Here is a 24,978-nt window from a genome sequence, read left to right as displayed (position 1 = left end):
CGCCACCATGCCAGCGGTCTGGCGCAGCGGCAGCTTGAACAGGATCTTGATCGACAGGCAGAACTGGATAGCCGCATCGGAAAACACCGCTGGCCGTCCGGGTCGCCAGTCACGTGGCGCGCGCCAGGTCATGTCCCTGTCGACCCGGATCAGCAGCGATCCCCGCTTCCGCAGCGATGCGTTGTAGCTGGACCAGGTCGTCGTGCGACAGCGGATGGGAGATGGCTTGCTCATACCGCGCGTCTAACGCCATGGATTCACGAAGTGAATCCTCCGTCGTCAGACTTGTGCAACAACGCCACGCTGCTTAAGGTGCCGCAGCACCGTGTCATCGCTGACACCGATCCCCAAACGGCGCAAGAGCCGCTCGGCAGGCCGCCCATCCGTGGCGTGCCCCAGATGACCGACAATCTGACCAGCACGCGAAGTTCGACGTGCAAATGGGCGTGCAATTGTTGAGGTGTAGTCCGATAACGTCCGCCGCGGGCACGTGGAAGCGGGACATCGCCATCTGCAGACCCAGAGTGCGATTGTGACCCCGTCTCCATGTGCGGGTAGATCCTGCAGTCGGCGTTGTCGCCACCCGTGACGTCGCAGCGATCGCGATCCACAATCCGGGCAGATGCCTTTCGGTGCCAAAATGCCAGATACAAGCCACCCGCCGGTATCACGCCGCTCGACGCCTTGAACGGAAACATCGCGCCCAGGCGACCAGTGCTTCTTTGAGCTCACAACTATCCCTCCTGAATTTTCGAGTCTCAGGATAGTTGCGCCACACAGATTGAGGCAGAATCCAATTAAGGACTACTCGACATCTGGCGACACTGCCGTTCGACACGTTCCACACCTATGGCCTTGGTCTGGATATGCGCGACCCAGCCCCGCAAGAGTCACAAAATGACTGTCTTCGCTCCGTTGACGAACACCCGGCCTTCGAGATGCAGCTTGACGGCCCGTGCCAGAACGCGGGATTCGATGTCCCTGCCAATGGCGACCAGATCGTCGGGGCCAGAGGCATGGCTCACGCGTTCGACATCCTGTTCGATGATCGGTCCCTCATCCAGATCGCCGGTGACGTAATGCGCCGTCGCCCCGATATGCTTGACGCCGCGGGCATGGGCCTGGTGATAGGGCTTGGCCCCCTTGAAGCTGGGCAGGAAGGAATGGTGGATGTTGATCGCGCGGCCCGAAAGCCTGCGCGCCAGATCGTCCGACAGGATCTGCATGTAGCGCGCCAGCACGACGAGATCCGCCTTTAGCCTATCCGCCAGATCGACAAGCCGCGCCTCAATCTCGGGCTTGGTTTCGCGGGTGGCGGGCCAGTGATGGAACGGCACGCCTTCGCGCGCGGCGATGCCTTCGGCGTCGGGATGGTTCGACACGATGGCGCAGACCTCGGCGTTCAGCCAGCCGATGCGGATCTGGTAAAGCAGGTGCAGCAGCGCGTGGTCGAATTTCGACACCATGACGATCAGCCGGGGCTTGCGCGCCGCTGGCGTCAGGTCAAGCGTCATGTCGAAGGCATCACGCGCCGGGGCCAGAGCCTCTGCGATCTCGGCCCCCTGGGGCGCTATGAACCCGACACGCAGGAAAAAGCGGTCGCTGGTCTCGTCCCAGAACTGGCTGCTTTCCACGAGGTTCGCGCCCTTGGCCGCAAGCGCGGTCGAGACCGCCGCGACGATACCCGGGCGCGCCGCACAGGACACCCTGAGGACATGGCGTTCGACCTCGGTGGGGCGAACCGCACCATCAGCATTCGGGTAGGTTGACTGCAAGGCCTCCAAGGCTTGTCTCCTTGTATTTGGTGTTCATGTCTTCACCCGTCTGGCGCATGGTCTCTATGCAATTGTCCAGAGGCATGAAATGTGTGCCGTCGCCGCGCAGGGCGAGGCTTGCTGCACTGACGGCCTTGATCGCACCCAGCCCGTTGCGTTCGATGCAGGGCACCTGCACCAGCCCGGCGGCGGGATCGCAGGTCATGCCAAGGTGATGCTCCAGCGCGATTTCGGCGGCGTTCTCGATCTGCTCGTTGCTGCCACCAAGCGCCGCACACAGCCCCGCCGCCGCCATCGCCGAGGCGCTGCCCACTTCGGCCTGACAGCCACATTCCGCCCCCGAGATCGACGCGCGGTGCTTGATCAGTCCACCAATCGCCGAGGCCGCAAGCATGATCGTCTCGACACCCTCCTGAGTGGCGCCGATGCAATGATCGCGGTAGTAGCGGATCACCGACGGCACGACGCCTGCCGCCCCGTTGGTGGGTGACGTGACAACCCGACCGCCGGCGGCGTTTTCCTCGTTCACGGCCATCGCATAAACCGACAGCCAGTCGTTCACTGCATGCGGCTGGCGCTGGTTGGTTCCGCTTTCGGCCAGAAGTTGCTCGTGGATGGCCCTGGCACGGCGTTTGACGCTCAACCCGCCGGGCAGGATGCCCTCCATCCGCAGGCCACGGTCGATACAGTCGTTCATCACATCGCAGATACGGGTGATCTGGCCCGACAATTCGCGCGGCTGGATTTTCTGATGCACACATTCATTCGCGCGCTTCATCTCGGCAATGCTCTTGCCCGACGTGCGTCCCATCTCCAGCATCTCTGCCGCCGACCCGAAGGGATAGGGATAGCCCATCGCGGCCTTTTCGGCATGAAGCGTGCGGGACTTCGCGGCCTCAAGCTCGGCCTCGGTCACGACAAACCCGCCGCCGACCGAATAATAGGTCTGCGTCATGTAGGGGTTGCCGCCCTCGTCAAAGGCGCGCAGCACCAGCCCGTTGGCATGGCCGGGCATGGGCGGGCCATAGTCGAAAACCAGATCGGCCTCGGGGTCGAAATCGAGCGTGCCCAGCCCCGGGGGGCTGATGCGTTTGGTGCGGCGCACTTCCGCCTCAAGCTCTTCGGCCTTGTCGGGGTCGAGTGTTGCGGGCTCGTAGCCGATCAGCCCGAGGATCACTGCGCGGTCGGTGGCATGACCCTTGCCGGTGAAGGCCAGCGAGCCATGCAGCGACGCGCCCAGCCGGGTCAGCCTGCCCGCGCCGGGGATGATCTCGGCCGCCCCGCGCAGATCATTCAGGAACCGCGCGGCAGCGGTCATCGGCCCCATCGTGTGCGACGACGAGGGGCCGACGCCGATCTTGAAGATCTCGAAGACCGACAGGAACATGGCTTACCCCAGTTCCGCGTAGATCGGATGCGCGGCGCAAAGCTTGCGCACTTCGGCCAGCACGTCGGCTTCGACCGCAGCATCGCCTTCCGGATTGGCGGCCAGCCCGTCAATCACGCGCAGCGCCAGTTCACCGACTTTGCGGAACTCGGCCTCTCCGAACCCGCGTGTCGTGCCTGCCGATGTGCCAAGACGCACGCCCGAGGTGACGAAGGGCTTTTCGGGATCGAAGGGAATGGCGTTCTTGTTGCAGGTCAGCCCGGCGCGTTCCAGCGCTGCCTCTGCCGCCTTGCCGGTCACACCCTTGGGGCGCAGATCGACCAGAACCATGTGGCAATCGGTGCCGCCCGACACGACGCCCAGACCACCCGTGATCAACACTTCGGACAGCGCCCGCGCATTGGCGATGACGTTCTGGATGTAGGTCGTGAAAGCAGGCTCCAGCGCCTCGCCAAAGGCCACGGCCTTGGCCGCGATGACATGCATCAGCGGCCCACCCTGGTTGCCGGGGAACACAGCAGAGTTGAACTTCTTGGCCAGTGCTTCGTCATTGGTCAGGATGATGCCGCCGCGCGGGCCGCGCAGGGTCTTGTGCGTGGTCGATGTCACAACATGGGCGTGCGGCACCGGATCGGGGTATTCGCCCGCAGCAACGAGGCCAGCATAATGCGCCATATCGACCATCAGGTACGCGCCCACCTCGTCGGCAATGGCGCGGAAGGTGGCGAAATCCATGTGGCGCGGATAGGCCGAGGCTCCCGCGATGATGATCTTGGGCTTCGTCTCAAGCGCGACTTTACGCACGTTGTCCATGTCGATCAGGTGATCGTCCTCGGACACCTCATAGCTTACCACATCGAACCACTTGCCCGACATCGTAACCGGCGATCCATGCGTCAGGTGCCCGCCATGCGCGAGGTCCAGACCCATGATCCGGTCGCCGGGCTGCAACAGCGCAAGGAACACCGCCTGATTGGCCTGCGCGCCGGAATGCGGTTGCACATTGGCAAAGCCCGCACCGAACAGTTTCTTGGCGCGGTCGATGGCGATCTGCTCGACCGTATCGACATGCTCGCAGCCGCCGTAATAGCGGCGGCCCGGATAGCCTTCGGCGTATTTGTTGGTCAGCACCGACCCTTGCGCCAGAAGCACATCGCGGCTGACGATGTTTTCCGAGGCGATCAGTTCGATCTGGTTCTGCTGGCGGTAAAGTTCGTGGCTTATCGCATCTGCGATGGCGATATCGGTCAGGGCGTTGCGGTCGATGGTCTTCAACATGGGATGGTCTCCGGCATGACTGGGGTTGCACGCCGCGCAACGGGCGCGGCGTCTTGTCTAAAATGAATGATTGGCAGGCGGTCAGAGGCCGCTGGCAAGCTCGCGCTGCGCGGTGGTCAGAAGCGCCTCGACATGCGGCGCGAAAGAGCGCCAGACCTCAAGCCGCCACTCGTCTTCCGCGTCGCGGATCAGGACGACCTGCGCATAGTCAAAGACGGTCCGCTTGGCATTGCCCACCTTGATGCGGCCCAGATCAATGGGGCATCCGGTGGTCAAAAGCTCGGTCGCGCGCGGGCCGCTCAGCCCATAGGCGACCTCGCGGTCCGAGATCACGACGAGGCTGTGCGCCACCTTTTCGCGGATCGCCGCGAAGGCATCGACGATTGTCCCCTGCTCGGCCTCGGGCGCGTGCAGCAGCCATTCGTCCGGCCCAAGGCACCAGGCGGAGCGGTCGCCCTCATGCGCCCCCTGCCCCACCTTTGCCGGCAGATCGAGTCCGAAAGCTTTCGACGCCGCCTTGAGATCGCCCGGCGCAATGCGCAGGTTGAACCGTGCCACGGGCGGCACCACCGCCAGGGTCACGTCACCCAGATTTGAAACATGTGCAGTCATGGATCCGTCCTCCCTCTCATTCGACCAACAGGCGTTCGCCCTTGGGGTCATAGAACATGGTCGTGCCGATCTTCGCTTTGATCGGCGCGCCGTCGGCCTGCGGCACGAAGATGGTCTGATCCATCTTGTCATGCCCGCCTTCGATCACCGCCATCGCTACCGACCGGCCCAGGGTTTCGGACCAGTAGGACGAGGTGACATGCCCGATCATCTTCATCGGCTTGGGCTGGTTCGGATCGTCCACGATCTGCGCACCCTCGACCAACACCGCCTTGGGATCCTCGGTCAGCAAGCCCACAAGCTGCTTGCGGTTGGGGGCCACGATGTCAGGCCGGTCCAGCGACCGCTTGCCGACGAAATCGGGCTTCATCTTGCCGATCGCCCAGCCGATCCCGGCATCCTGCGGCGTCACGGTGCCGTCAGTGTCCTGACCGACGATGATAAAGCCCTTCTCGGCGCGCAGCACGTGCATCGTCTCGGTGCCATAGGGGCAGATGTCGTATTGCTTGCCCGCTTCCCACAGCTTTTCCCAAAGCGCGCGGCCATGTCGGGCGGGCACGTTGATCTCGAAACCCAGCTCGCCGGTAAAACTGATACGGAAGAGCCGCGACGGGAAGCCCGCGACGGTGCATTCGCGCACGGACATATGCGGGAACGCCTCGTTCGACATATCGCAGCCCTCGACAAAGGGCGCGAGCAGCTTGCGTGCGTTGGGGCCGTTGAGCGCGATGGTCGCCCATTCCTCGGTCGTGGAGGTCAGCCAGACCTTGAGATCGGGCCATTCCGTCTGAAGGTAATCCTCCATCATGTTCAGCACCCGCGCGGCACCGCCCGTTGTCGTAGTGACGTGGAACAGATCGTCGCGCATCCGCCCGATGACACCGTCATCGCGGATGAACCCGTCCTCGCCCAGCAGTAGACCGTAACGTGCGCGCCCGACACCCAGCTTGGTCCAGGGGTTGGTATACATGCGGTTCATGAACTCGGTCGCGTCGGGGCCGGAGACCTCGATCTTGCCGAGCGTGGAAGCGTCAAAGATGCCAAGGCTCTCGCGTGTCGATTTGCACTCGCGCGCCACGGCCTTGTGCATGCCCTCGCCCGCCTTGGGGAAGTACCACGCGCGCCGCCAGAGCGCGACCGGCTCATAGACAGCGCCGTTTTCCTCAGCCCAGCTGTCGATGGGCGTGCGGCGTGTCACTTCGAACTGCGCGCCCTTGTGATAGCCGCAGAACGCGCCGAAGGTGGTGGGCGTATAGGGCGGGCGGAACGTGGTCAGCCCGACTTGCGGAGGTTCTTTCCCAAGCGCGTCGGCCGCGATGGTCAGGCCGTTCATGTTGGACAGTTTTCCCTGATCGGTCGCCATGCCGTTGGTCGTGTAGCGCTTGACATGTTCGATGGATTTCATGCCCTCGCGCACGGCAAGGCGCAAATCCTTGGCGGTCACATCGTTCTGGAAATCGACAAACGCTTTGGCCTTGCCGGGGCTGCGGTCGGTCGGCAATTCCTTGTGGAACACGCCGGTTCCGATACGGTCTTTCTGCACCTCGTAGGACGGCACGGAAGCAGACTTGCCCAAAGTCTTGAGCGCATCCGTGCCGGCCTTGGCCCCGTCATCCAACGCGGCCCCGATGCCCCAGAGGCCACGGCCCGCGCCCGCGATCTGCACCGCTTCGGACTTGCGCCCGGGCAGGTAGACACGTGCGTCAGCGTCCCAATCAAGCGCGCCTTTGGTGTGCGAGAAAAGATGCAGCGTTGGCGTCCAGCCGCCACAGGTCAGCAGCGCATCGCAGAACACCCAATGGCCCGAGCCAGCGGACCCGGCGCGCACCGGGTTCACCCGCACGCCCTTGATGCGCAGACGGCCCTTGGTGGCGGTCGCGGTGTGACCCAGCTTGACCGGGATACCCAGTTCCTTGGCACGGTCCTGAAGCCCGATATCCACGATCTCGCGTGTATCAACGATGGCGGCGACCTTGGCACCGGCCTCGGCCATGTCAAACGCGGTGTGCCAGGCGCTGTCATGGCTGGTCAGCACGGCGGGGGTCTTGCCCACCAGCACGCCGAAGCGGTTGAGGAAGGTCTGCGCCGCACCCGACATCATCACGCCGGGCACATCGTTGCCGTCGAATACCAGCGGGCGTTCGATGGCGCCCTGCGCCAGCACCACTTCCCTAGCGCGCACCCGCCACATGCGTTCGCGCGGCGCGTCCTCGGGCAATGTCGCCAGATGGTCGGTGATGCGTTCCACCATGCCGATCATGTTCTGGTGGTAATAGCCGATGGCAGTGGTCCGCGTCATACGGCGCACATTGGGCAGCGCGTCGAGTTCCGACACCGCACCGGCAAGCCATTCCCAGGCCGGGATGCCGTCAATCTGCGCCTGCGGTTCAGAGAGCAGTGTGCCGCCCATTTCCGAATTTTCGTCCACGATCACCACATCCGCGCCTGCACGACCAGCGGTCATCGCAGCGGCAAGACCCGAAGGCCCGGAGCCCACGACAAGAACGTCGCAGTGCAGGTAGCGGCTGGCATAGGTATCGGGATCGACCTCGGTCGGGGCCTTGCCCAGACCTGCGGCCTTGCGGATGAAGGGCTCGTAGACCGAATCCCAGAAGCTGCGCGGCCACATGAAGGTCTTGTAGTAGAACCCGGCGGAAAACAGCATGTAGAGGCGGTCATTGATCGCGCCCAGATCGAAGGCGAGCGTCGGCCATTTGTTCTGACTTTCCACCTTCAGGCCCGGATAGACCTCCTGCATCGTGGCGCGGGTGTTCGGCTCGAACCGGCCCTTGCCACGGGTCACACCGACCAGCGCGTTCGGCTCTTCCGAACCGGCGGTGACAACGCCGCGCGGGCGGTGATACTTGAAGCTGCGGCCCATGAGGTGCTGACCGTTCGCCAGCAAGGCCGAAGCAAGCGTGTCGCCCTTGCAGCCTGTGATGGTCTTGCCGTCAAAGCTGAATTTGACAGGCGTGCCCTGATCGACACGGCCCCGTCCGGTAACGCGATACTGGGTCATTCTGCTGCCTCCAGCGTCTTGGGTTCGGGACGGGGCTCACCCGCCTTGTAGGTGGTCACGAACTGGTCGCTCACCGTGTCACGCAGCGCGTTGAAGAAGCGTCCGCAGCCATTGATGTGCCGCCAGCGTTCGGCATGAACACCCTTGACGTTGGTGCGGATGAACAAAAAATCGCGCCATTCCTCGTCGCTGAGTTTCGACGGATCGGCAGGGCGCGCGATATGCGCCTCACCGGCATAGGCGAACTCAAGTTCGGGCAATGTGTCGTCGCAATAGGGGCAATTTATCAAAAGCATCGGTAATCCTCCCTCAATGCGCCACGGCGGCGGCGGCGGCTTCGTCGATCAGACGGCCAGTGGTGAAACGTTCCAGCGTGAAAGGCGCGTTGATCGGGTGCGGTTCGTCCTTGGCGACGGTCCAGGCCAGCGTGTGTGCCGCGCCCGGTGTCGCCTTGAAGCCACCCGTTCCCCAGCCGCAATTGACATACAGCCCCTTGACCGGCGTCTTGCCCAGAACGGCAGAACGGTCGGGTGTCACATCGACGATCCCACCCCATTTGCGCAGCATCCGCATCCGCGTGAAGATCGGGAACACCTCGCAGATCGCTGCGACGGTATGTTCGATCAACGGCAGGCCACCGCGCTGCGAATAGCTGGTGTATTGATCCGTGCCCGACCCGATCACCAGTTCGCCCTTGTCGGACTGGCTGATATAGGCGTGCACGGTGTTCGACATGACAACGCAGGGAAAGACCGGCTTGATCGGTTCGGACACAAGCGCCTGAAGCGGGTAGCTTTCCAGCGGCATCCGCACACCCGCGCTGTCCATCACGACCGACGTGTGACCGGCGGCGGAAACGGCAACCTTCTTGGCCTTTATGAAACCCTTGGCGGTATCGACGCCCTCGACCGATCCGTCAGCGGCGCGGCGAATGGCGATCACAGGGCAGTTCTGAATGATGTCCACACCGCGCTTGGCCGCTTGCCGCGCATAGCCCCAGGCCACGGCATCGTGCCGGGCGGTCCCTGCGCGTTGTTGCAGCGCCGCGCCCATCACCGGGTAACGTGCATCGGGCGAGATGTTGAGCGGCGGGCAGAATTTCTTGGCTTCCTGCGGCGTCAGCCACTTGTTGTCGACGCCGTTCAGACGGTTGGCATGGATATGGCGCTGGAAGGACTGCACGTCATGCACGTTATGCGCCAGCATCATCACGCCGCGCTTGGAATACATGACGTTGTAGTTCAGCTCGGTCGACAGGTTCTCCCACAGATCGAGCGCGTGATCGTAAAGCTTCGCGCTTTCGTCATAGAGATAGTTCGAGCGGATGATCGTGGTGTTGCGGCCCGTATTGCCGCCACCGAGCCAGCCCTTCTCGATCACCGCGACATTGGTGATGCCGTGCTCCTTGGCCAGGTAATACGCCGCACCAAGCCCGTGCCCACCGGCACCGACGATGATGACATCGTATTCCTTCTTGGGCTGGGCTTCAGGCCATTGTTCAGGCCAGTTCTTGTGTCCGGTCAAGGCGTTCTTGAGCAGCGACATCGCGGAAAAATGGGTCATGTCAGAGCCTTCCTGCACGGGCGATTTCATCTGCATCCTTTTGCCTTAACGAAGGCGAATCTGCACTGTAGGATTGCGGCATACCCATGTTACGATTGCGCCATGACCGAATTACCCGACACCCCTGATCCGCTGCGCCTGAAGGTCGGTATCGTCCTGACCCGACGGTTCACCATCTGCGCCTTCGCCAATTTCGTCGATGTGCTGCGTCTTGCCGCCGACGAGGGCGACCGATCGCGCCCGATCCTGTGCCGCTGGCGGGTGCTGTCGCATGACATAAACGCCATCGAATCCTCGAGCGGGCTGTCGGTGCAACCCGACGAAAAGCTGGGCGATCCCGCGCGGTTCGATTACATTGTCGTGGTCGGCGGGTTGATGGAAGAGCTTGAACGCGTGCCGCCAGAGGCGACCGAATTCCTTCGCCGTGCGGCACGGGCGAACGTACCCCTGGTCGGCGTCTGCACCGGGGCTTTCGTGCTGCACCGCGCCGGGCTGATGAATGGCTATCGTTGCTGCGTAAGCTGGTTTCACCACAATGATTTTCTTGAGAATTTCGAGGGGATCACCCCGGTGTCGGACCAGATCTTCGTGGTCGACCGCGACCGGCTCACCTGTTCGGGTGGCACCAGTTCGGCGCATCTGGCCGCGTTCCTTGTGGATCGGCATGTCGGCCGGGCCGCCGCGCGCAAGAGCCTTGCCATCATGATGATCGACGAGGCGCAGGCGGCTGAACGTCCGCAACCGGGGATGCCGCTGGAACTGGCAACCCGCGACGCGCTGGTGCGCCGCGCGCTGCTGGCGATGCAACAAACCATCGACACGCCTCTCACGGTGGCCGCATTGTCGGCGCGGCTCAAGGTCAGCCGTCGCAAGTTGGAGCGGCATTTCACCGAGCATCTGGGGACCAGCCCGTCCGAGGCGGGCAAGGTGCTGCGCCTGACCCATGCGGAATGGCTGCTGGTTCGGTCGCAAAGGACGATCACCCAGATCGCGCAGGATACCGGCTTCACCGATGCGTCGCATTTCATCCGCATCTTCCGGGAGCGCTATGGCCAGACGCCACAGGTCTGGCGCGGCGCGCAGGGTGCCGGGCAGGCATGAAAAAGGGGCGGCCCGCGCGGACAAGCCCCTTACCAGATGTGTTGTAGAAAATTCTTCGGTTGGCCAGAGTCTGGCCAACCTTTCCTATAAAGGACTGGCTTGACGCAATCTCACGATGGAGGTGTCAGGTGAAGTCTGTCTCGCAAAAATCTGCGACAGCCAGGAAGCGGCGTCTTCCACTCCCGTTTTTCGGGGTCGATGTAAACTTTTGCCGAAACGCGCAATGCGCCCAGTTCGGCATTTTTCCCGACCCGCGCGATGGGCGTGGGGGCGGTCACCCGTCGGCGACTACCAACTTCCCTCGCGGGGGAGTCGGCGGATCAGGCGACAAGAAAGCCTTCACCTGTGGCTCGTGCGGACAGGAGTCCGTGGTCAAAAACAACCGGGCCATTGTCGAAGAATACACACGGCTGCGGCGTTTGCAACGTCCCGATGGCACAGGTAAATCGTGTCGGAAGGCCGAGTGTCCATCCCGCTGGAAGTCGGTTGATGATCGCCCAGAGCTCTATCGCAAGGTCGGGCGGACCTCAGCTGGCCATCAGCGCCATCTCTGCAAGCACTGCGGCTCGACATTCACCGTCGGGCATCCGGCGTGGAACCACCGACGGCAGTCGAAGAATGGTCATGTCCTGAAACTCCTCGTCCATGGCAACTCACTGTCGAAGATTTCGGAGATTGCCGACCTCGCTCCCCGGGATGTCTACCGGAAGCTCGACTTCATCTACGAGCGCGTCAGAGAGTTCACCGCGCGCCGCGAGGGTGATCTCCGCAGTGCGGACTGGGAGCGATACGGCCGCCGGTTCGCCACCGACAGCCAGACCCTGACGCTCAATTGGCCGAACCGCAAAAAGCGCGCTTCGGTTGCCTTTCAGCATCTTTGCACCGCGCACGCCAACTCAGGCTACATCGTCTTGGGCCACCTTCAGTTCGACTCGGCGGGTGATATGGAGAGGGTCGAGATCGACATGGCGCTCAACGGAGACATCAAAAAGGCGCGCTGTATGCGGCGCCACGGGCGCCTATGGACAGCGGCGGAGTTCAAGAAGTATCTCGACGACATCACGGCGAAGGTCGTTCTGGACCCGGAGATCGCAGCCGATGTCGATCTGGGGCTTCAGCTCCCGCACGAAGGCGGCCTCGTGCGCCAGGATATCCAGCAGTATGCCCACGCGCTGATGCTCAGACGGATGGTCTCGCAGTCGGACTGCCGTTTCTACTTCGTCCAGGATGGGGATGCGGGTCTCAGCAAGGCGTTCCTGGCGGTCGTTGCCCCAGAAGTTCATGCCGGCCGCGTAGATATCGCCACCGTCGCCTTCGACAAGTATCAGGTGAACGATGTCCGTGAGGCGCTGTGGGCCCAAGGGCGCCGCGACCTGCGCAACGACTTGGGTCTCTCGGCCCATCAACTCGACAGCTTGCCCGAGGAGATCGACCGGGAGATCGTGAAGCGCCTTGCCGGCCATCGGCTCGGCACCGCGTTCGCCTAGCATACCATACGAAATCCGAGCCCTCGCGGGTCGTCGACTTAAAGACCGACCGCCCCGAACTGACCACGGAACGGTGCGCGAGGCTGATGCGACTCGCCACCCTGCGCAGCGTCGACAGCTACTTCCACAAGATTCGCAGCAATGTCCGCCCCGCATCCCGGCCTGTGTCGACTCCGAGCAGCAACGGCCGCACCTGGGATCGGCATTTCCTCTACCGGCCAGAGATGCTGGTCAAGATCATCGAGATCTATCGCTTCCACCACAACTGGATGGGAACCCGCCAAACCAAGCAGACGCCAGCGATGAAACTGGGACTGGCAAAGGGGCGGATCTACGAGCGGGATCTGTTCGGTGAATAAAAGAAGTGAGTGCGGTCAAGGAGATCAGTTTGTGATCACCATGTCAGAAAAGCCGTAGACCGCAGGCTCTCGCAAGAGCAGCAATGAGCCATAGCCCGCGAAAGCCATGCTTGTGAGGAATAGGAGAAGCTGAGCGGTTCCACGCCAAGGGTGGAGCCGATTTTCAACTGCGGTCGGTGCTGGGTTGGGTCTGCGCCGAAAACTGCTTGCCATGAGCGCCGCTGATCCCGCAAAAATCCAGAACATGACCGCAAAATGCGCAGGAAACACACCAATTCCGGACGGATTATGACCGCGCACTGGTGTTCCCAAGAAATTCATCCAGCGGACCTGAACCAGCAGTAAAATTGAGAAGCTGATCCTCAAGGTGAACTGACCGCGTCCTCCCGTCTTCCACGCGAAGATGGTGAAAACCGACAGAATAATCACATTCGCCGCGATAACGGTAAGAAGGAAGCTTTCGAAATCCATTTTCCATCCTGATGCTTCGCGCACTCAGGTTTGGACGTAGGCGCCGATGCCGCCGGTCAGGAATCGCAATGCGTTATCCGCTCGTAAGCTCGGAGGAGGCGGCGCGGTCTCCGCGCCGCCTCCGGTGCAACACATCTGGTAAGGGGCTTGCCGCGCGGAGCCGCCCCCTCTTGCAATATCGCATTGGTTCAGGCGTTTGCGATGCGCGGGGATAGGCCCGCCGTTGCAAGGCTCACGCCGACATAGAGCGCGGTCGAGATGACGCAGCCGACCAGCGGCCCAACGACCCAGCCGGCATCGGTCCAGACCAGCAGATAGCCGGAGGTGCAGAACCCGCCCGCCATTGCCGCCAGCGCGCCATAGGAATTGCCGCGCCAGAAGGCCGACACGAACACTGGCCCGACAAGTGCGGCAAGCAACGTGCCAGTGCCAAGAATGCCCAGCCAGGACAGGAAGAACGGCGGCGCGTAAAGCATCATGACCAGACCGAAGAGGCCGAACACGGCAACGGCGGCACGGTTGATGAACAACACCGTGCGCGGGTTCTCGTGGGCCGGGAACAGGGCAAGGCGCAGATCGTGCGACGCGGCGGACGACACTGTATGCAGAAGCGAGTTGGCGGTGGACTGCATCGCGAAAAGGATGCAGAGCGTGATGAACCCGCCCAGTGCCGGGTGCAGGAATGTCTGAAGGTAAACCGGCATCGCCTGATCGGCTTCGGCCAGTTCGGGCATCTTGATCCGCATGTAGAGCCCGACAATCGGGATCAGCGACAGGATGCAGGCAAAGGGTGCCGTCCACAACGCCACAACCGAGAATTTCACGTCCGCCCGGAAGGCCAGAAAGCGCACCGCCATGTAGGGCAGCACCGCCGAGAACATCAGCGCATAGGGCAGGACAAGGAACACCGACCCTTTGCCGGGGCCATAAGGATCTGAGGTTTCGGGGTTCACCAGCACCGGGTCGATCGCCTTGAGCTGCGCAATCATCTCGTTCAGGGGAATGTCGCTGAACACCTGCACGCAGATGATGGCGGCGGCGATCATCATGCCCATCAGCATCAGCGTGTCGGTCCAGGCCACGGCGGTCAACCCGCCCAGCATGGTGTAAAGGATGATGATCGCGATCATCAGCGTCGCCCCCCAGGCCTGCGGCAGATCGAGCCAACCGGCGGCCAGAATGCCGACCGCCTTGATCTGGCTGGTCAGGAACACCAGCAGCAGGACGATGGTGACAAGCGCCGCAACACCCTGCACCAGACGGGCCATGTTGCCGGTGCCGTGAAGCTGAGCAGCATATTCGGGGATCGTGTTGCTGCCCAGAACCGAGGCGCGGCGTGCAAGGAAACGGGCAAAGAACAGGACCGCGATTACCATTGCGGGCGCGAACATGAAGTTGCCCAGAAGCTCGACAGCGCCGTATTGGTAGGCCACGCCGGGCGAGCCCATGAAGCCCCAGCCGGAATAGCCGGTGGCCACGATGGTCGAGGCTCCCACGAAGGGGCCAAGCGACCGACCGGCCACCAGAAAGCCGGATTCGTCGTCATTATTGGCGTGAACGGTCGTGCTGGATTTCCAGCCAAGCCAGATCAGCACGACGAATGACGCCGCCATGATCAGCCAGTTGATGTAGGGAATGGTATCCACCTGTCACTCCTCCAAATTTGGGTGGAAGCGCGCATGATGCGCGCGAAAAACCGTCAGGCCGTTTATTTTGGCGTGGCGCGGTCGAAAATCAGGCCGATCACGGCCAGGGCCAGCGTGGCGATGTTCAGGACGGCGAACCAGTCGAGAACCCAGGAATCGAAGAACATGTTTCCTCCCTTCGATCTGCAATGAACTGCATTGAAACGACACGCGCCCCGGACCGTATGGCGGGGCGCGCTTTGGCATTCGGATCAGGCGGCCTTGGCTGCACCTTTCACGATCAGATGTTCGGGGCCGTAGGGGAAGCCGGTGATGTTCCGGTTGCCCGCCTCTTCGATCACGAGAATATCGTGCTCGCGGTAACCACCGGCACCCGGCATGTTTTCCGGGATGGTGATCATTGGCTCCATCGACACAACCATGCCTTTTTCCAGCACGGTATCGCAGTCTTCGCGCAGTTCCAGACCGGCTTCGCGGCCGTAGTAATGGCTCAGAACGCCGAAGGAGTGGCCATAGCCAAAGCTGCGATATTGCAGCAGATCGGCCTCGGCGTAGATCTCGTTCAGTTCCTTGGCGATGTCGGAACACTTGTTGCCCGGCACCAGCAATTCCTTGCCGCGATCATGCACCTTGCAGTTCAGTTCCCACATGGCGATATGCGCATCGCTGGCATGCTCGGCAAACAACGTCCGCTCAAGCGCCACATAGTAACCTGCCACCATCGGGAAGCAGTTGAGCGACAGGATATCGCCATGCTTGATCTTGCGGCTGGTGACGGGGTTATGCGCGCCGTCGGTGTTCACACCCGACTGGAACCAGGTCCACGTGTCGAGCAACTCGCCATCCGGCCAGATCTTGGCGATCTCGCGGACCATCGTGGCGGTGGAATGCAGCGCAACCTCATGCTCGGGCACGCCCACGGCGGTTGCCTCGACACAGGCCGCACCACCGATATCGGCGATGCGCGTCATCTTTTCGGTATGCGCGATCTCTTCGGCGGATTTGATCATGCGCAGGCGCATGGACGCCGCCGCGATGTCGACGAACTCGACCTGCGGGAATTCCGCTCTGAGAAGCGTCATCGTATCAAGGTTGATGTGATCGAATTCGATCCCGATCCGCTTGGCCCCGCTGGGCAACAGGGTGCGGATGGCATGAAAATAGTTGTCCTTCTGCCAATCCGTGTAGGTGACATTCTTGCCACCGAAGGTGCGCCGCCAGGGCTGACCGCCGTCGATGCCCGCGCTGATCGAGGTTGCGATGTCGTGATCGACAAGAAACCCGTAGCGGCGGCCAAACTGGCAGTAGATGAAATCGGAATAATAGTTCACGCAATGATAGCTGGTGAACAGCGCGGCATCTATGCCTGCCTTGGCCATATGCGCGCGAATGCCGTCAAGGCGGCGCTGCATCTCGGCATCGGAAAATGTGCCGTTGCCCTTGTCGCCGTTGCCGACGTAATTCTGTAGACGTTCGCGTTCCATGAAAACCTCCATGTGATCCATCGTGACCGCAGGGCCACCTCTGGCGCGAAAACAGCATTCCTTGCCTGCTTTGGTCAAACGATGTTACGTCACGCTAGGTTTAGTTTTTCTCATCCACAGGCGATTTCATGGCTTTGCCCCCCCTCAACGCATTGCGCGCCTTCGAAGCGGTGGCGCGGCTTGGCTCTTTCAAGGCCGCGGCGGACGCGCTTTTCGTCACGCAATCCGCGGTCAGCCACCAGATTCGCAACTTTGAAGCCTGGCTCGGAGGGCCGCTTTTCATGCGCGAGGGCAACCGGACCATCCTGTTGCCGCATGGTCTGGAACTGGCCAATGCGCTGTCGCGCAGCCTGTCCGAGATCGACGCCGCCTGCCAGCTTGCGCGGGTCGGTCCCGGCAATCAACCACTGGTGATCGCGGCCATTCCGTCGGTTGCGATGTGCTGGCTGATCCCGCGCCTGTCGCAATTTCGCGCCGATCATCCAGAGATCGAAACGCGCATCGTCTATGCCATGCACGGCTATGACATCAATTTCTCTGATGTGCATGTCGCGTTCAGCTTTCTGCCCGAACCGCCAGTCGGGCCGACCATCGACGCACAGCTTTTCCTGCGCGGCGATTCCCTGCCTGTGTGCAGCCCTGCCCTGCTGGCGCAATCCGACCATCCACGCTCAGCCGAGGACCTGAAACGGCTGGGTCTTTTGCACGATGCCGACACGACCGGCTGGCAGCGCTGGTTTGCGCATGTCGGCCACGCAACGCCCAGTCCCCTGTCTGGCGCGACATTCGAGGATTTCAACCTGCTGCGTGCAGCGGCCCTGTCGGGACAGGGGGTCGCGCTTTGCCCGCGCGCGATGATCGAGGCGGATCTGGACATCGGTGCCCTTGTGAGCCTGGCGGAGGAACCGATGGTCTATGGCTCGGATTATTACCTCATCACGTCCAAACGCACACCCCTGGCCGTGCAGGCGCAGATCCGCAAATTCTCGGATTGGGCAATGTCACAATCGCAGACCGCACTTGCATGAAAAAAACCGCGCCCGAAGGCGCGGCAGGTTGGGAGCTATTCAAAGCGTGAGGCGTCAGAGATCCTCGCGCCCTATCGTGCGGCCCTGCGCCTCGGCCTCGGTCATGCGGGTGAACTGGCCCTGGCCCATATAGACCCAGCTTTTGCCCTCGGAGGTCGCAAGGTATTCGTTGGAATAGCCGCTCTCGATCTCCTGTTGCGGATGGGAACCCAGCACCATAACCTTCATCAGGACCAGGTAGATCACCAGCCCCATCGGAAAGCCGATGATGAAGGCATATTGCGAATACCACGCCGCGACACCCCCCGCGACAATCCAGGCGATCAGACCGGCGGGGTTGAAGCCACCCATGTAGCGGAACTGGCCGTCGAGCTTGTAAAGGTCCGGCACGTTGATCCGGCGTTTGCGCAACAGGTAGTAGTCCGCCACCATGATCCCGCCGACGGCCGACAGGAACGCGCCGTAATAGCCCAGGAACACAAACAGGTTGTTCAGGATCTGCCACGGGAAGCAAAGCGTGCCGACGATGCCCGCGATCACCACCGCCATCTTGTAGTTGATGAGCCGCGGCGCAAGGTTGATGAAGGTCAGAGCGGACGGGATCAGGTTGGCCGAGTTGTTTGTCGACCATTGCGCCAGAACCACGAGCGCCAGCAGCAGAACAAGGGCAAATCCCTGTTCCTGACCCTGGATCACCTCAACCGGGTTCCAGTTGCCCGTCGCGATGAAGGACACCGCACCAAGACCGGCGATAAACGCCTGAGTGATCGGAAGCGCCAGAAGCTGACCGGCAAAGATATTGCGGTTGCGTGCCATGAAGCCGCGCGCGCCCGCCTTCGTCCTGACGAAACGCGTGAGGTTCGGAACGTCGATTGCCATCGTGGACCAGAAGCCCAGATTGGCGATAAAGAGCACCAGAAGCGACATCTCGCCGGTGGCCTGGAACGTCCAGATATTGATGCCCTGCGTCTCGGCCACACCTTCGAGCGTGAAATACATCCAGACCGAAATCGCGATGATCGCAGGCGCGGCCAGCGAGGCAAGCCGTTCCACGGATTTGATGCCCGAGGCGGTATTGGCGATCTGAACCAGCGCAAAGACGCCATACCAGACGGCCCAGCTGTCAAAGCCAAAGAAATACTGACCGATCCCGTTCAGCGCTAGCGCGCCGAGATAGGTCTGGATGCCGAACCACATGGCCGCCACCAGCCCGCGCGACATCGCCGGAAGGTGTGTGCCATGGACGCCAAAGGGCGCGCGCAGGTAGACGGCAAAGGTCAACCCGTGCTCGGTGCCGATATCGGCGGTCATCAGCATGACGGCACCGATGCCGATATTGGCCAGCAGGATGATCAGGACCACGGTCGAGAGCGGCACGCCGCCGCCGACCCCTGCCGCGCCCAGCGAATAGGTCGCGATGATGACCGCGATACCCACCCAGATCCAGGCATAGCCCAGCATCCCGATAGGTCGTTGGCCCAAAAGCGTGGGCAGGATGGATTCCTCGACAAGCGCGCTGCGCTCGTGTTCGACGTCTCGTATCTGATCTACGGCGGTCATTTTTTGTCCCCTGTTGTAATTGCGTATGCTGCCAATGAAAAACCCCGGCGCGTCATGCGCCGGGGCTGTGTTCAGCTTGCGGCCTTCATTTTGGCGCGCAGCTTGTTGGTGGCGTCCAGATCGACGGTCTCCTCCTCAAGATCGACGATCACGCCATATGCCTCGCGGGCATGGTCGACGCTGCAAAAACCGTCGAGCACATCCTCCAGTACCTTCTGCGCCCGGCGCTTGAGAGGGTCACCGAAGCCGCCGCCATTGGGGCTGTAATAGGACATCACATCATCGGCCTTGACCTCCAGCCCCGAAAATTTCGAATGCATCTCGGTCACGTCATCGGGTTTTGCCGCGTTATAAAGCAGGCACTTGCCCACCGCCCCCGCATGGCCACCGAAGATGCCCCAGGGCGCTTCGGTGTGGCGCTCGCTTTCATGAGTGATGAAGCCCGGCGTCAGGATGCGCTGCGATTTGACCACACCGATCCCGCCCCGGAACTCGCCTGCACCGGGCGGCACATCATCGCGAAGTTCGTAGCGGTCGCAGATCATCGGGATGTGCATCGCCAGATCTTCAAGCGGGTTGTTGCGCGTGTTGGCCATCAGGTTGTCGATCGAATCCGGCCCATCCGACCGGGGCCGCCCGCCATAGGCACCCTCGTTGACCTCAAGAAACACCCAGTAATCCCCCGAGGGCCGCACGCCGGAATAGGCCGCAAACGAGATCGAGGCCGAAGAACCGGCGATCACCGTTTCCGGCATCACTGGCGCCAGCGCGCGGATGATGAGGTCGATCATCCGGTTGCATTGGGTGAACCGCGCTTCGGCAGAGGCCGGGAATTTCGGGTTGAAGATCGACCCCAGCGGTGCCGTCACCTTGATCGGGCGGAAGGAGCCTTCGTTCGATGGCACCCGCATGTCCGATGTCGCGGTATCCAGAAGCAGCTTGCGGAAGGCAGCATAGGCCGCAACCTTGGTCGACCCCTCGAAGGGCACGTTATAGGCGGTCGGTGTCTGGTCTGCCGATCCGGTCAGATCGACCTCGACCTCGTCACCGCGCACCTTGACCGTCACCTTGACACGAAGCTGCTTGCCCCGGTTGCGGCCATCGTCATCGAGCCAGCCTTCGGCTTCGTAATCGCCATCGGGAATCTCCGAAAGGCGCTGACGGGTCATCCGTTCGGAATAATCCATCAGCTGATTGGCCGCACCGAACACGACATCCTCGCCGTATTTCTCAAGCAATTCGACGAACCGCTTTGCCCCAAGCCGGGCCGAAGCGACCTGTGCCTCGATATCGCTGACAAGCTGCTGCGCGGCGCGGCTGTTCATGCGGATGTAATTCCACATGCCGGTGTTCGCCTTGCCCTTGCGATAAAGCTTCACGCCTGCAAGCAGCATCCCTTCGGCGAACACGTCTGGCACGTCAATAATCAGCCCTGGCGTTGCGGCACCGATATCGACGTGATGCGCAGTATTGCCCGCGAACCCGACAAGCCTGCCCTCGTAGAAGACCGGCACAACGATGGCCAGATCGGGCGTGTGCGAGGCACCGTAATAGGGGTGGTTGTGGACGACAACATCGCCCTCGTACCATTCGCCATCCTCGATGGTTTCCGCGATGCCGCGCAAATAGCCGGGGATCGAGCCGATATGCATCGGCGTCGATTCACTTTCACACAGCGTATTGTAATTCGTATCGAACAGCCCCGCGCCCAGATCCTGGCTTTCGCGGATGATCGACGAAAAGGACATGCGATAAAGCACATGGCCCATTTCCTCGGCGATGGTCTCGAACGAGCCGCGGATGACCTGAAGCGTGATCGGGTCCACCTCGGTGACTTCGGGTTTTGTCATGGCGTTCATATTTGTCTCTCCCTGTCTCACGCTTCGCCAACAAGGCGGATGCGGGTGTTGCCATGTGCCAGCGTCTCGGCGGCATATCCGGGCGGGATCAGCGTGGTGGAATTGTGCTGGATGAGGATCGCCGGGCCATTAACCACATCGCCCGCATAAAGCTTTGTGCGGTCATAGCGCGGGGTTTCCAGCGTCTGACCGTTGTCGAAGGTGGTGGTACGCACGAACATCAGCGCCCGGTCCACCGAGCTTCCGTCGGTCTTTTGCACCTTGGGGATCTCGATCTTGCGGGCCGACGCAGAGCCGATGGCGCGCAGGGTGATCAGTTCGACTTCGGCATCGCGGTAGCTGTAGCCGTAATCAAGCTGATGCTGATCGTGGAAGCTGTCGGTGATGGTGCGGTAATTATCGGCTGTCACGTCGCCCTCGGGCATGGTCGCGCGCAGCTCGAAGCCCTGACCGTGATAGCGGCATTCGGCCACGACCTCGATCTTTTGCGCCGCCTGCGGGATGCCGTCAGCGGCAAGCTCTGCCGCCACCTTCTCGCGCAGCGATGTCACCGCGTCGGTGATCCGCGCGTAATCGGACGCACCCGCCGCGTTCAGCTCGATGATAAGCGCCTCGGTGTGCTCGTATTGCAGATCGGTCTTGAGCAGACCCACGGCAGCGGTGATCCCCGGCGCGACCGGCACGATCACATCCTTGGCCGACATCGCTTCGGCCAAGGCCACGCCATGCAGCGGACCGGCACCGCCAAAAGGCATGATCGAGAACTCGCGCGGATCGACGCCGCGCGCCACTGAATTGGATCGGATCGCCAGCGCCATGTTGTTGTTGATGATCTTGATGATCCCGAGCGCCGCGTCGATCACGCTCATGCCCAGAGGCTTGGCGATGTTCTCCTCGACCGCCTTGCGCGCCAGATCGGCGTCGAGTTGCAGATCGCCCCCCAGCGCCATATCCGGATCAAGCCGCCCCAGCACGATCTGCGCGTCGGTCACGGTCGGTTCGGTCCCGCCGCGCCCGTAGCAGGCCGGGCCGGGCTCCGATCCGGCCGAACGCGGACCGACATTGAAGCCGCCCGCTTCGTCGATATAGGCAATGGAGCCGCCGCCCGCGCCGATGGTGACGAGGTCGATCATCGGCGTCAGCACCGGATGGCCCGAGACATAGGTGTCGCGCGGGTTCATGATCTTGATCTGATGGGCGGGAATGGTGCTGATATCCGCCGATGTGCCGCCGATATCGACGGTGATGATGTTGCCGCAGCCGACCATCTCGCCCTCGGACGCGCCGCCGATGACGCCGCCCGCAGGCCCCGACATCAGGATGCGCACCGGACGCTTGGCGCAGGCATCGACGGTGGACAAGCCGCCATTCGACTGGATGATGCGCAGCTTCGATCCGACGCCGGCCTCGCGCAGCCGTGCCTCAAGATCGCGCAGGTAGAAGGCGGTTTTCGGCCCGACATAGGAGTTCATCGCGGCGGTCGAAAACCGTTCGTATTCGCGCATCACATTGGCCACTTCCGAGGACAGTGTGACATAGGCGTCCGGCATCTCCTCCAGCACGATCTCGCGGGCGCGGCATTCATGGGCATCATTGAGAAAGGCGAACATGAAGCCGATCACCACGGAGTCGATGCCGCGTTTTTTGAACAGCTTGCAGGCATCGCGCACGGCCTGTTCGTCCAGCGGCGTCTGCACCTCGCCGGTGGGCGGCACGATCCGCTCGGCCACTGAAATCCGGTTGCGGCGCTTGACCAGCGGCTGGCTTTGCCACGGCACGTCGAAATGCAGCGAGAAGTTATGCGGCCGCTTGTGCCGCCCGATATGAAGGATATCGCGGAACCCTTCGGACGTGATCATCCCACATTCCGAGCCGTTATGCTCGATGGTGATGTTGGTTGCCGTGGTCGTGCCATGCACGATGGTCTCGACCTCGGATGTTGCGATCCCGGCCATCTTGCAAATCGTCTGCACCCCATCGACCACGCCGATGGACTGGTTCTTCAGCGTCGTGGGCACCTTGTGATAAAACACCCCCGCCCCTGTTTCGAGCACGAGATCGGTATTCGTGCCTCCGACATCCACACCTATTCTAGCCATGTTCTCTCCTCCCGGATTCACGAACGAAAAAAGGCGCCGCTCTCCCTGGCGGCGCCTGCTTCCTTTATTCTGCTGCCGTTGCCACGGCGCCAAGCCCGTCGATATAGGCGACACATTCATCCACCGACTTCACGTCCCCGAACTTGGCGTCGATGTCGAAAAGGTTCCAGGCCACAGCGCCCGGCACCCGATCACCGATTGCCTCGCGCACCGCGATGGGGCGGAAGCCGTCGGCGATGCCGTCGCAGATCGTCTGGCGCACACAGGCGCAGGCGGTTACGCCGGTGACAAGGATCGTGTCGACATTGTTGGCGCGCAGTATTCCGGCAAGTTCGGTGCCGTGGAAGGACGACGCGCGCTTTTTCAGAAGCGTATATTCGCCTTTGACCGGCGCGATGCGGCTGTCGATGGCCCAGAGATCCTTGTTGGCCAGATCGACCACGTCCACCGGGATCTTGTCGTGCCACAGACCCATGTCGGTGAAGGGCGCGTTGCGGTCGGTGATCTCGTAGGCGGTCGTGACATGGATGACAGGCAGGCTCTGGGCGCGGAACGCACGGAGCAGTTTCTGCATGCTTGGAATGATCTCGTTGTCCATCTTCTCCTGATCGCAGGTGAAGGGGTTGCCCGGGCGGGTCCAGGCGTTGGCCAGATCCACACTGACTAGCGCGGGGCGCTTGCCGAAACCGACGCGGCGCTGAAAGCCGCGCTCCTGATACAGCTTGGTTGATGCATCAAATGCAGCTTGCAGCATCTGGTCGAGTTCTGTGTTGTTTACGTCGCTCATAAGTCCTCCATGCCCGAATACCGGGATCTTGCAGATATTTGACGGTCTCAGAGGCACATCATCGCGCTCTTTGACTGAACAAGGCCTAAGTTGGTCGATCCAAAGAGAAAGCGGAATTGACGAGGTAACAAATATTGATGCACAGTATGCATCAGATCTTTTTCCATGCCTTGGGAGAGTGCCAAGTGCTTGTTCTGCCCGATGTCTCGTTGTTGCAATCCTTTGTCACGGTCGCGCAGGAACTGAACTTCCGGCGCAGCGCCGAACGCCTCGCGCTCGATCAATCGGCGCTGAGCCGCCGCATTCAGAAGCTCGAATCCCAGCTCGGCTATGCCCTGCTTGAACGCACGACGCGCGAGGTCCTGCTGACCCAGGCGGGCCAGACCTTCTACGCGGCGGCGCTTGGCCTCTTGGACACTTACACCCAGTCGATCAACGAATCCCGGCGGATTGCCCAAGGTCATACAGGCCATGTCCGCGTCGGTTACATGGCCTTCGCCGCGACCGAGCTGATGCCCCAGGCCGTCGCGCGATTCGAGCGGCTGCATCCCGCCATCTCGCTCTCGCTGCGCTACATGCGAACGCAGGGCCAGAAACTTGCCATCGCCAATGACGAGATCGATGTGGGCTTCATGATCGGCCCCTATGACAACAGCGAATGCCACAGCGTCCTGTTGTCAAGCGAGGTGCTTTACGTCGTCACGCCCCGCGCGCATCCGCTCTTGCGCAAGAGCCAGATCGAACCGAAGGACTTGATGGATGAAAACCTCATCCTTGGCGATATGGCGGAATGGGGAGAGTTCCGGTATCGGCTCAACGATCTGTTCAACAGGGAAGGCATCGCGCTCAGCCCCAGGCTCGAAGCGTCCAATACTCTGGCGCTGATCGGTCTGGTGTCAGCCGGTCTGGGGATCACCGTTTATCCCGAAAGCCTGATCGGTTTTCTGGGAAACAATGTCGAGACCCGGCCGATCATACATTCCGATTTCCGCAGTCGCACGGTTCTGGTCTGGAAAAGGAACAACCGGTCCCGGTCTGTACTGAATTTTGTGGAGATAGCGAAAAAGCGCGGGGTTGGTGGATGAAACGTCCAACTGCCGCATTCGAAACCGTCTTTGCCGGGTCGTGTGTCGGGTCACGCCGAGCCACGCCCAGTTCGAGGCCCTGTTCTCGGGGCTAGACTGGCGTCGCGTCCGGGCCATCGAAGCTCGCGCACCCTGATCCCAGGCGGACTGCCGACCGAGGCAACGGTCGCTCATGTGCCGGTCAGCAAATACGCGGACCAACGTGTGTCCTGAGTACCAACATGGAAAGGAGGTACGTAACTGCAAGAGAGATGAGGGTAGGCCCCTCGGTAATCCTCCCCAAAAGTAAGGGTATGCGGAATGACCTGCGACCCAGCTCTCCTCCAGTCTTTGGAAGAATCCGTGTATTGATTTCTGACCTCATGCGGCCTGCTGTTG

General features: G+C 61.8%; 21 protein-coding genes. 5 read left to right on the top strand and 16 right to left on the bottom strand.

Annotated elements, in window-relative coordinates; genetic code table 11:
• From FOY53_RS21090 to FOY53_RS21050, 9 genes are all read right to left on the bottom strand, one after another.
• Positions 1-234 (bottom strand): transposase (locus tag FOY53_RS21090; RefSeq protein WP_186766699.1); only part of this gene is annotated, 234 nt, incomplete at its 3' end.
• Between the two features lie 45 nt (positions 235-279).
• On the bottom strand, positions 280-732 hold the full coding sequence (locus FOY53_RS24160) for a transposase family protein (RefSeq protein WP_186766698.1): 453 nt from the start codon (positions 730-732) through the stop codon (positions 280-282).
• A gap of 158 nt (positions 733-890) precedes the next feature.
• On the bottom strand, positions 891-1,775 hold the full coding sequence (gene purU, locus FOY53_RS21080) for a formyltetrahydrofolate deformylase (RefSeq protein WP_146592289.1): 885 nt from the start codon (positions 1,773-1,775) through the stop codon (positions 891-893).
• Entirely contained in the window at positions 1,750-3,162 is a 1,413-nt protein-coding gene (locus FOY53_RS21075) for an L-serine ammonia-lyase (protein ID WP_146592288.1), read from the bottom strand. The genes purU and FOY53_RS21075 overlap by 26 nt, the downstream gene beginning before the upstream one ends.
• A gap of 3 nt (positions 3,163-3,165) precedes the next feature.
• Positions 3,166-4,440, bottom strand: coding sequence for a serine hydroxymethyltransferase (gene glyA / locus FOY53_RS21070; protein WP_146592287.1), 1,275 nt, complete (start codon positions 4,438-4,440; stop codon positions 3,166-3,168).
• An 81-nt stretch (positions 4,441-4,521) separates the two neighbouring features.
• On the bottom strand, positions 4,522-5,052 hold the full coding sequence (locus FOY53_RS21065; protein WP_146592286.1) for a sarcosine oxidase subunit gamma: 531 nt from the start codon (positions 5,050-5,052) through the stop codon (positions 4,522-4,524).
• Positions 5,053-5,068: 16 nt separating this feature from the next.
• Positions 5,069-8,071, bottom strand: coding sequence for a sarcosine oxidase subunit alpha (locus FOY53_RS21060; RefSeq protein ID WP_146592285.1), 3,003 nt, complete (start codon positions 8,069-8,071; stop codon positions 5,069-5,071).
• Complete coding sequence (locus FOY53_RS21055; protein ID WP_146592284.1) at positions 8,068-8,367, bottom strand: sarcosine oxidase subunit delta; 300 nt, start codon at positions 8,365-8,367, stop codon at positions 8,068-8,070. The genes FOY53_RS21060 and FOY53_RS21055 overlap by 4 nt, the downstream gene beginning before the upstream one ends.
• Positions 8,368-8,380: 13 nt before the next feature.
• On the bottom strand, positions 8,381-9,634 hold the full coding sequence (locus FOY53_RS21050; RefSeq protein WP_146592283.1) for a sarcosine oxidase subunit beta family protein: 1,254 nt from the start codon (positions 9,632-9,634) through the stop codon (positions 8,381-8,383).
• A gap of 102 nt (positions 9,635-9,736) precedes the next feature.
• Here FOY53_RS21050 and FOY53_RS21045 point away from each other — a divergent pair, with 102 nt between their 5' ends.
• The 3 genes from FOY53_RS21045 to FOY53_RS21035 all read left to right on the top strand — a co-directional run bounded on the left by FOY53_RS21045 (position 9,737) and on the right by FOY53_RS21035 (position 12,581).
• Positions 9,737-10,735 carry a GlxA family transcriptional regulator gene (locus FOY53_RS21045; protein WP_146592282.1) on the top strand — a complete coding sequence of 333 codons (999 nt, stop codon included), beginning with the start codon at positions 9,737-9,739 and terminating at the stop codon, positions 10,733-10,735.
• A gap of 368 nt (positions 10,736-11,103) precedes the next feature.
• A complete protein-coding gene (locus tag FOY53_RS21040; protein ID WP_146592281.1) occupies positions 11,104-12,222 on the top strand; it encodes an IS1/IS1595 family N-terminal zinc-binding domain-containing protein in 1,119 nt (372 codons plus the stop codon).
• 86 nt (positions 12,223-12,308) lie between these two features.
• Positions 12,309-12,581, top strand: coding sequence for a hypothetical protein (locus FOY53_RS21035; protein WP_146592280.1), 273 nt, complete (start codon positions 12,309-12,311; stop codon positions 12,579-12,581).
• A 24-nt stretch (positions 12,582-12,605) separates the two neighbouring features.
• Here the strand turns inward: FOY53_RS21035 and FOY53_RS21030 are convergent, their stop codons facing one another.
• The 3 genes from FOY53_RS21030 to FOY53_RS21020 form a co-directional block, all read right to left on the bottom strand.
• Positions 12,606-13,052, bottom strand: coding sequence for a hypothetical protein (locus tag FOY53_RS21030; protein WP_146592279.1), 447 nt, complete (start codon positions 13,050-13,052; stop codon positions 12,606-12,608).
• Between the two features lie 188 nt (positions 13,053-13,240).
• Entirely contained in the window at positions 13,241-14,698 is a 1,458-nt protein-coding gene (locus FOY53_RS21025) for a sodium:solute symporter family protein (RefSeq protein ID WP_146592278.1), read from the bottom strand.
• Between the two features lie 251 nt (positions 14,699-14,949).
• Positions 14,950-16,182, bottom strand: a complete 1,233-nt coding sequence (locus FOY53_RS21020; RefSeq protein WP_146592277.1) for an aminopeptidase P family protein — start codon at positions 16,180-16,182, stop codon at positions 14,950-14,952.
• A 128-nt stretch (positions 16,183-16,310) separates the two neighbouring features.
• Between FOY53_RS21020 and FOY53_RS21015 the strand changes: the two genes are divergently transcribed.
• Positions 16,311-17,210: a LysR substrate-binding domain-containing protein gene (locus FOY53_RS21015; protein ID WP_146592276.1), complete on the top strand. Its 900-nt coding sequence runs from the start codon at positions 16,311-16,313 to the stop codon at positions 17,208-17,210.
• A 54-nt stretch (positions 17,211-17,264) separates the two neighbouring features.
• Here the strand turns inward: FOY53_RS21015 and FOY53_RS21010 are convergent, their stop codons facing one another.
• From FOY53_RS21010 to FOY53_RS20995, 4 genes are all read right to left on the bottom strand, one after another.
• A complete protein-coding gene (locus tag FOY53_RS21010; protein ID WP_146592275.1) occupies positions 17,265-18,770 on the bottom strand; it encodes an NCS1 family transporter in 1,506 nt (501 codons plus the stop codon).
• A gap of 71 nt (positions 18,771-18,841) precedes the next feature.
• On the bottom strand, positions 18,842-20,629 hold the full coding sequence (locus FOY53_RS21005) for a hydantoinase B/oxoprolinase family protein (RefSeq protein ID WP_146592274.1): 1,788 nt from the start codon (positions 20,627-20,629) through the stop codon (positions 18,842-18,844).
• A 17-nt stretch (positions 20,630-20,646) separates the two neighbouring features.
• Complete coding sequence (locus tag FOY53_RS21000) at positions 20,647-22,728, bottom strand: hydantoinase/oxoprolinase family protein (protein WP_146592273.1); 2,082 nt, start codon at positions 22,726-22,728, stop codon at positions 20,647-20,649.
• A gap of 64 nt (positions 22,729-22,792) precedes the next feature.
• Entirely contained in the window at positions 22,793-23,515 is a 723-nt protein-coding gene (locus FOY53_RS20995; RefSeq protein WP_146592272.1) for an isochorismatase family protein, read from the bottom strand.
• 185 nt (positions 23,516-23,700) lie between these two features.
• Between FOY53_RS20995 and FOY53_RS20990 the strand changes: the two genes are divergently transcribed.
• A complete protein-coding gene (locus FOY53_RS20990) occupies positions 23,701-24,600 on the top strand; it encodes a LysR family transcriptional regulator (protein ID WP_246107501.1) in 900 nt (299 codons plus the stop codon).
• Positions 24,601-24,978: the final 378 nt, after the last annotated feature.

Source organism: Puniceibacterium confluentis, assembly GCF_007923445.1.
GTDB lineage: Bacteria > Pseudomonadota > Alphaproteobacteria > Rhodobacterales > Rhodobacteraceae > Puniceibacterium > Puniceibacterium confluentis.
Note: the sequence above shows the minus strand (reverse complement) of the source record. Positions and strands in the feature narration are given on the sequence as shown.

Excerpts from the sequence above, each read along its gene's own strand:
- FOY53_RS21075 (WP_146592288.1), bottom strand. The coding sequence starts at position 3,162 with ATGTTCCTGTCGGTCTTCGAGATCTTCAAGATCGGCGTCGGCCCCTCG.
- glyA (WP_146592287.1), bottom strand. The coding sequence starts at position 4,440 with ATGTTGAAGACCATCGACCGCAACGCCCTGACCGATATCGCCATCGCA.
- FOY53_RS21065 (WP_146592286.1), bottom strand. The coding sequence starts at position 5,052 with ATGACTGCACATGTTTCAAATCTGGGTGACGTGACCCTGGCGGTGGTG.
- FOY53_RS21060 (WP_146592285.1), bottom strand. The coding sequence starts at position 8,071 with ATGACCCAGTATCGCGTTACCGGACGGGGCCGTGTCGATCAGGGCACG.
- FOY53_RS21055 (WP_146592284.1), bottom strand. The coding sequence starts at position 8,367 with ATGCTTTTGATAAATTGCCCCTATTGCGACGACACATTGCCCGAACTT.
- FOY53_RS21050 (WP_146592283.1), bottom strand. The coding sequence starts at position 9,634 with ATGACCCATTTTTCCGCGATGTCGCTGCTCAAGAACGCCTTGACCGGA.
- FOY53_RS21045 (WP_146592282.1), top strand. The coding sequence starts at position 9,737 with ATGACCGAATTACCCGACACCCCTGATCCGCTGCGCCTGAAGGTCGGT.
- FOY53_RS21035 (WP_146592280.1), top strand. The coding sequence starts at position 12,309 with ATGCGACTCGCCACCCTGCGCAGCGTCGACAGCTACTTCCACAAGATT.
- FOY53_RS21030 (WP_146592279.1), bottom strand. The coding sequence starts at position 13,052 with ATGGATTTCGAAAGCTTCCTTCTTACCGTTATCGCGGCGAATGTGATT.
- FOY53_RS21020 (WP_146592277.1), bottom strand. The coding sequence starts at position 16,182 with ATGGAACGCGAACGTCTACAGAATTACGTCGGCAACGGCGACAAGGGC.
- FOY53_RS21015 (WP_146592276.1), top strand. The coding sequence starts at position 16,311 with ATGGCTTTGCCCCCCCTCAACGCATTGCGCGCCTTCGAAGCGGTGGCG.
- FOY53_RS21010 (WP_146592275.1), bottom strand. The coding sequence starts at position 18,770 with ATGACCGCCGTAGATCAGATACGAGACGTCGAACACGAGCGCAGCGCG.
- FOY53_RS21005 (WP_146592274.1), bottom strand. The coding sequence starts at position 20,629 with ATGAACGCCATGACAAAACCCGAAGTCACCGAGGTGGACCCGATCACG.
- FOY53_RS21000 (WP_146592273.1), bottom strand. The coding sequence starts at position 22,728 with ATGGCTAGAATAGGTGTGGATGTCGGAGGCACGAATACCGATCTCGTG.
- FOY53_RS20995 (WP_146592272.1), bottom strand. The coding sequence starts at position 23,515 with ATGAGCGACGTAAACAACACAGAACTCGACCAGATGCTGCAAGCTGCA.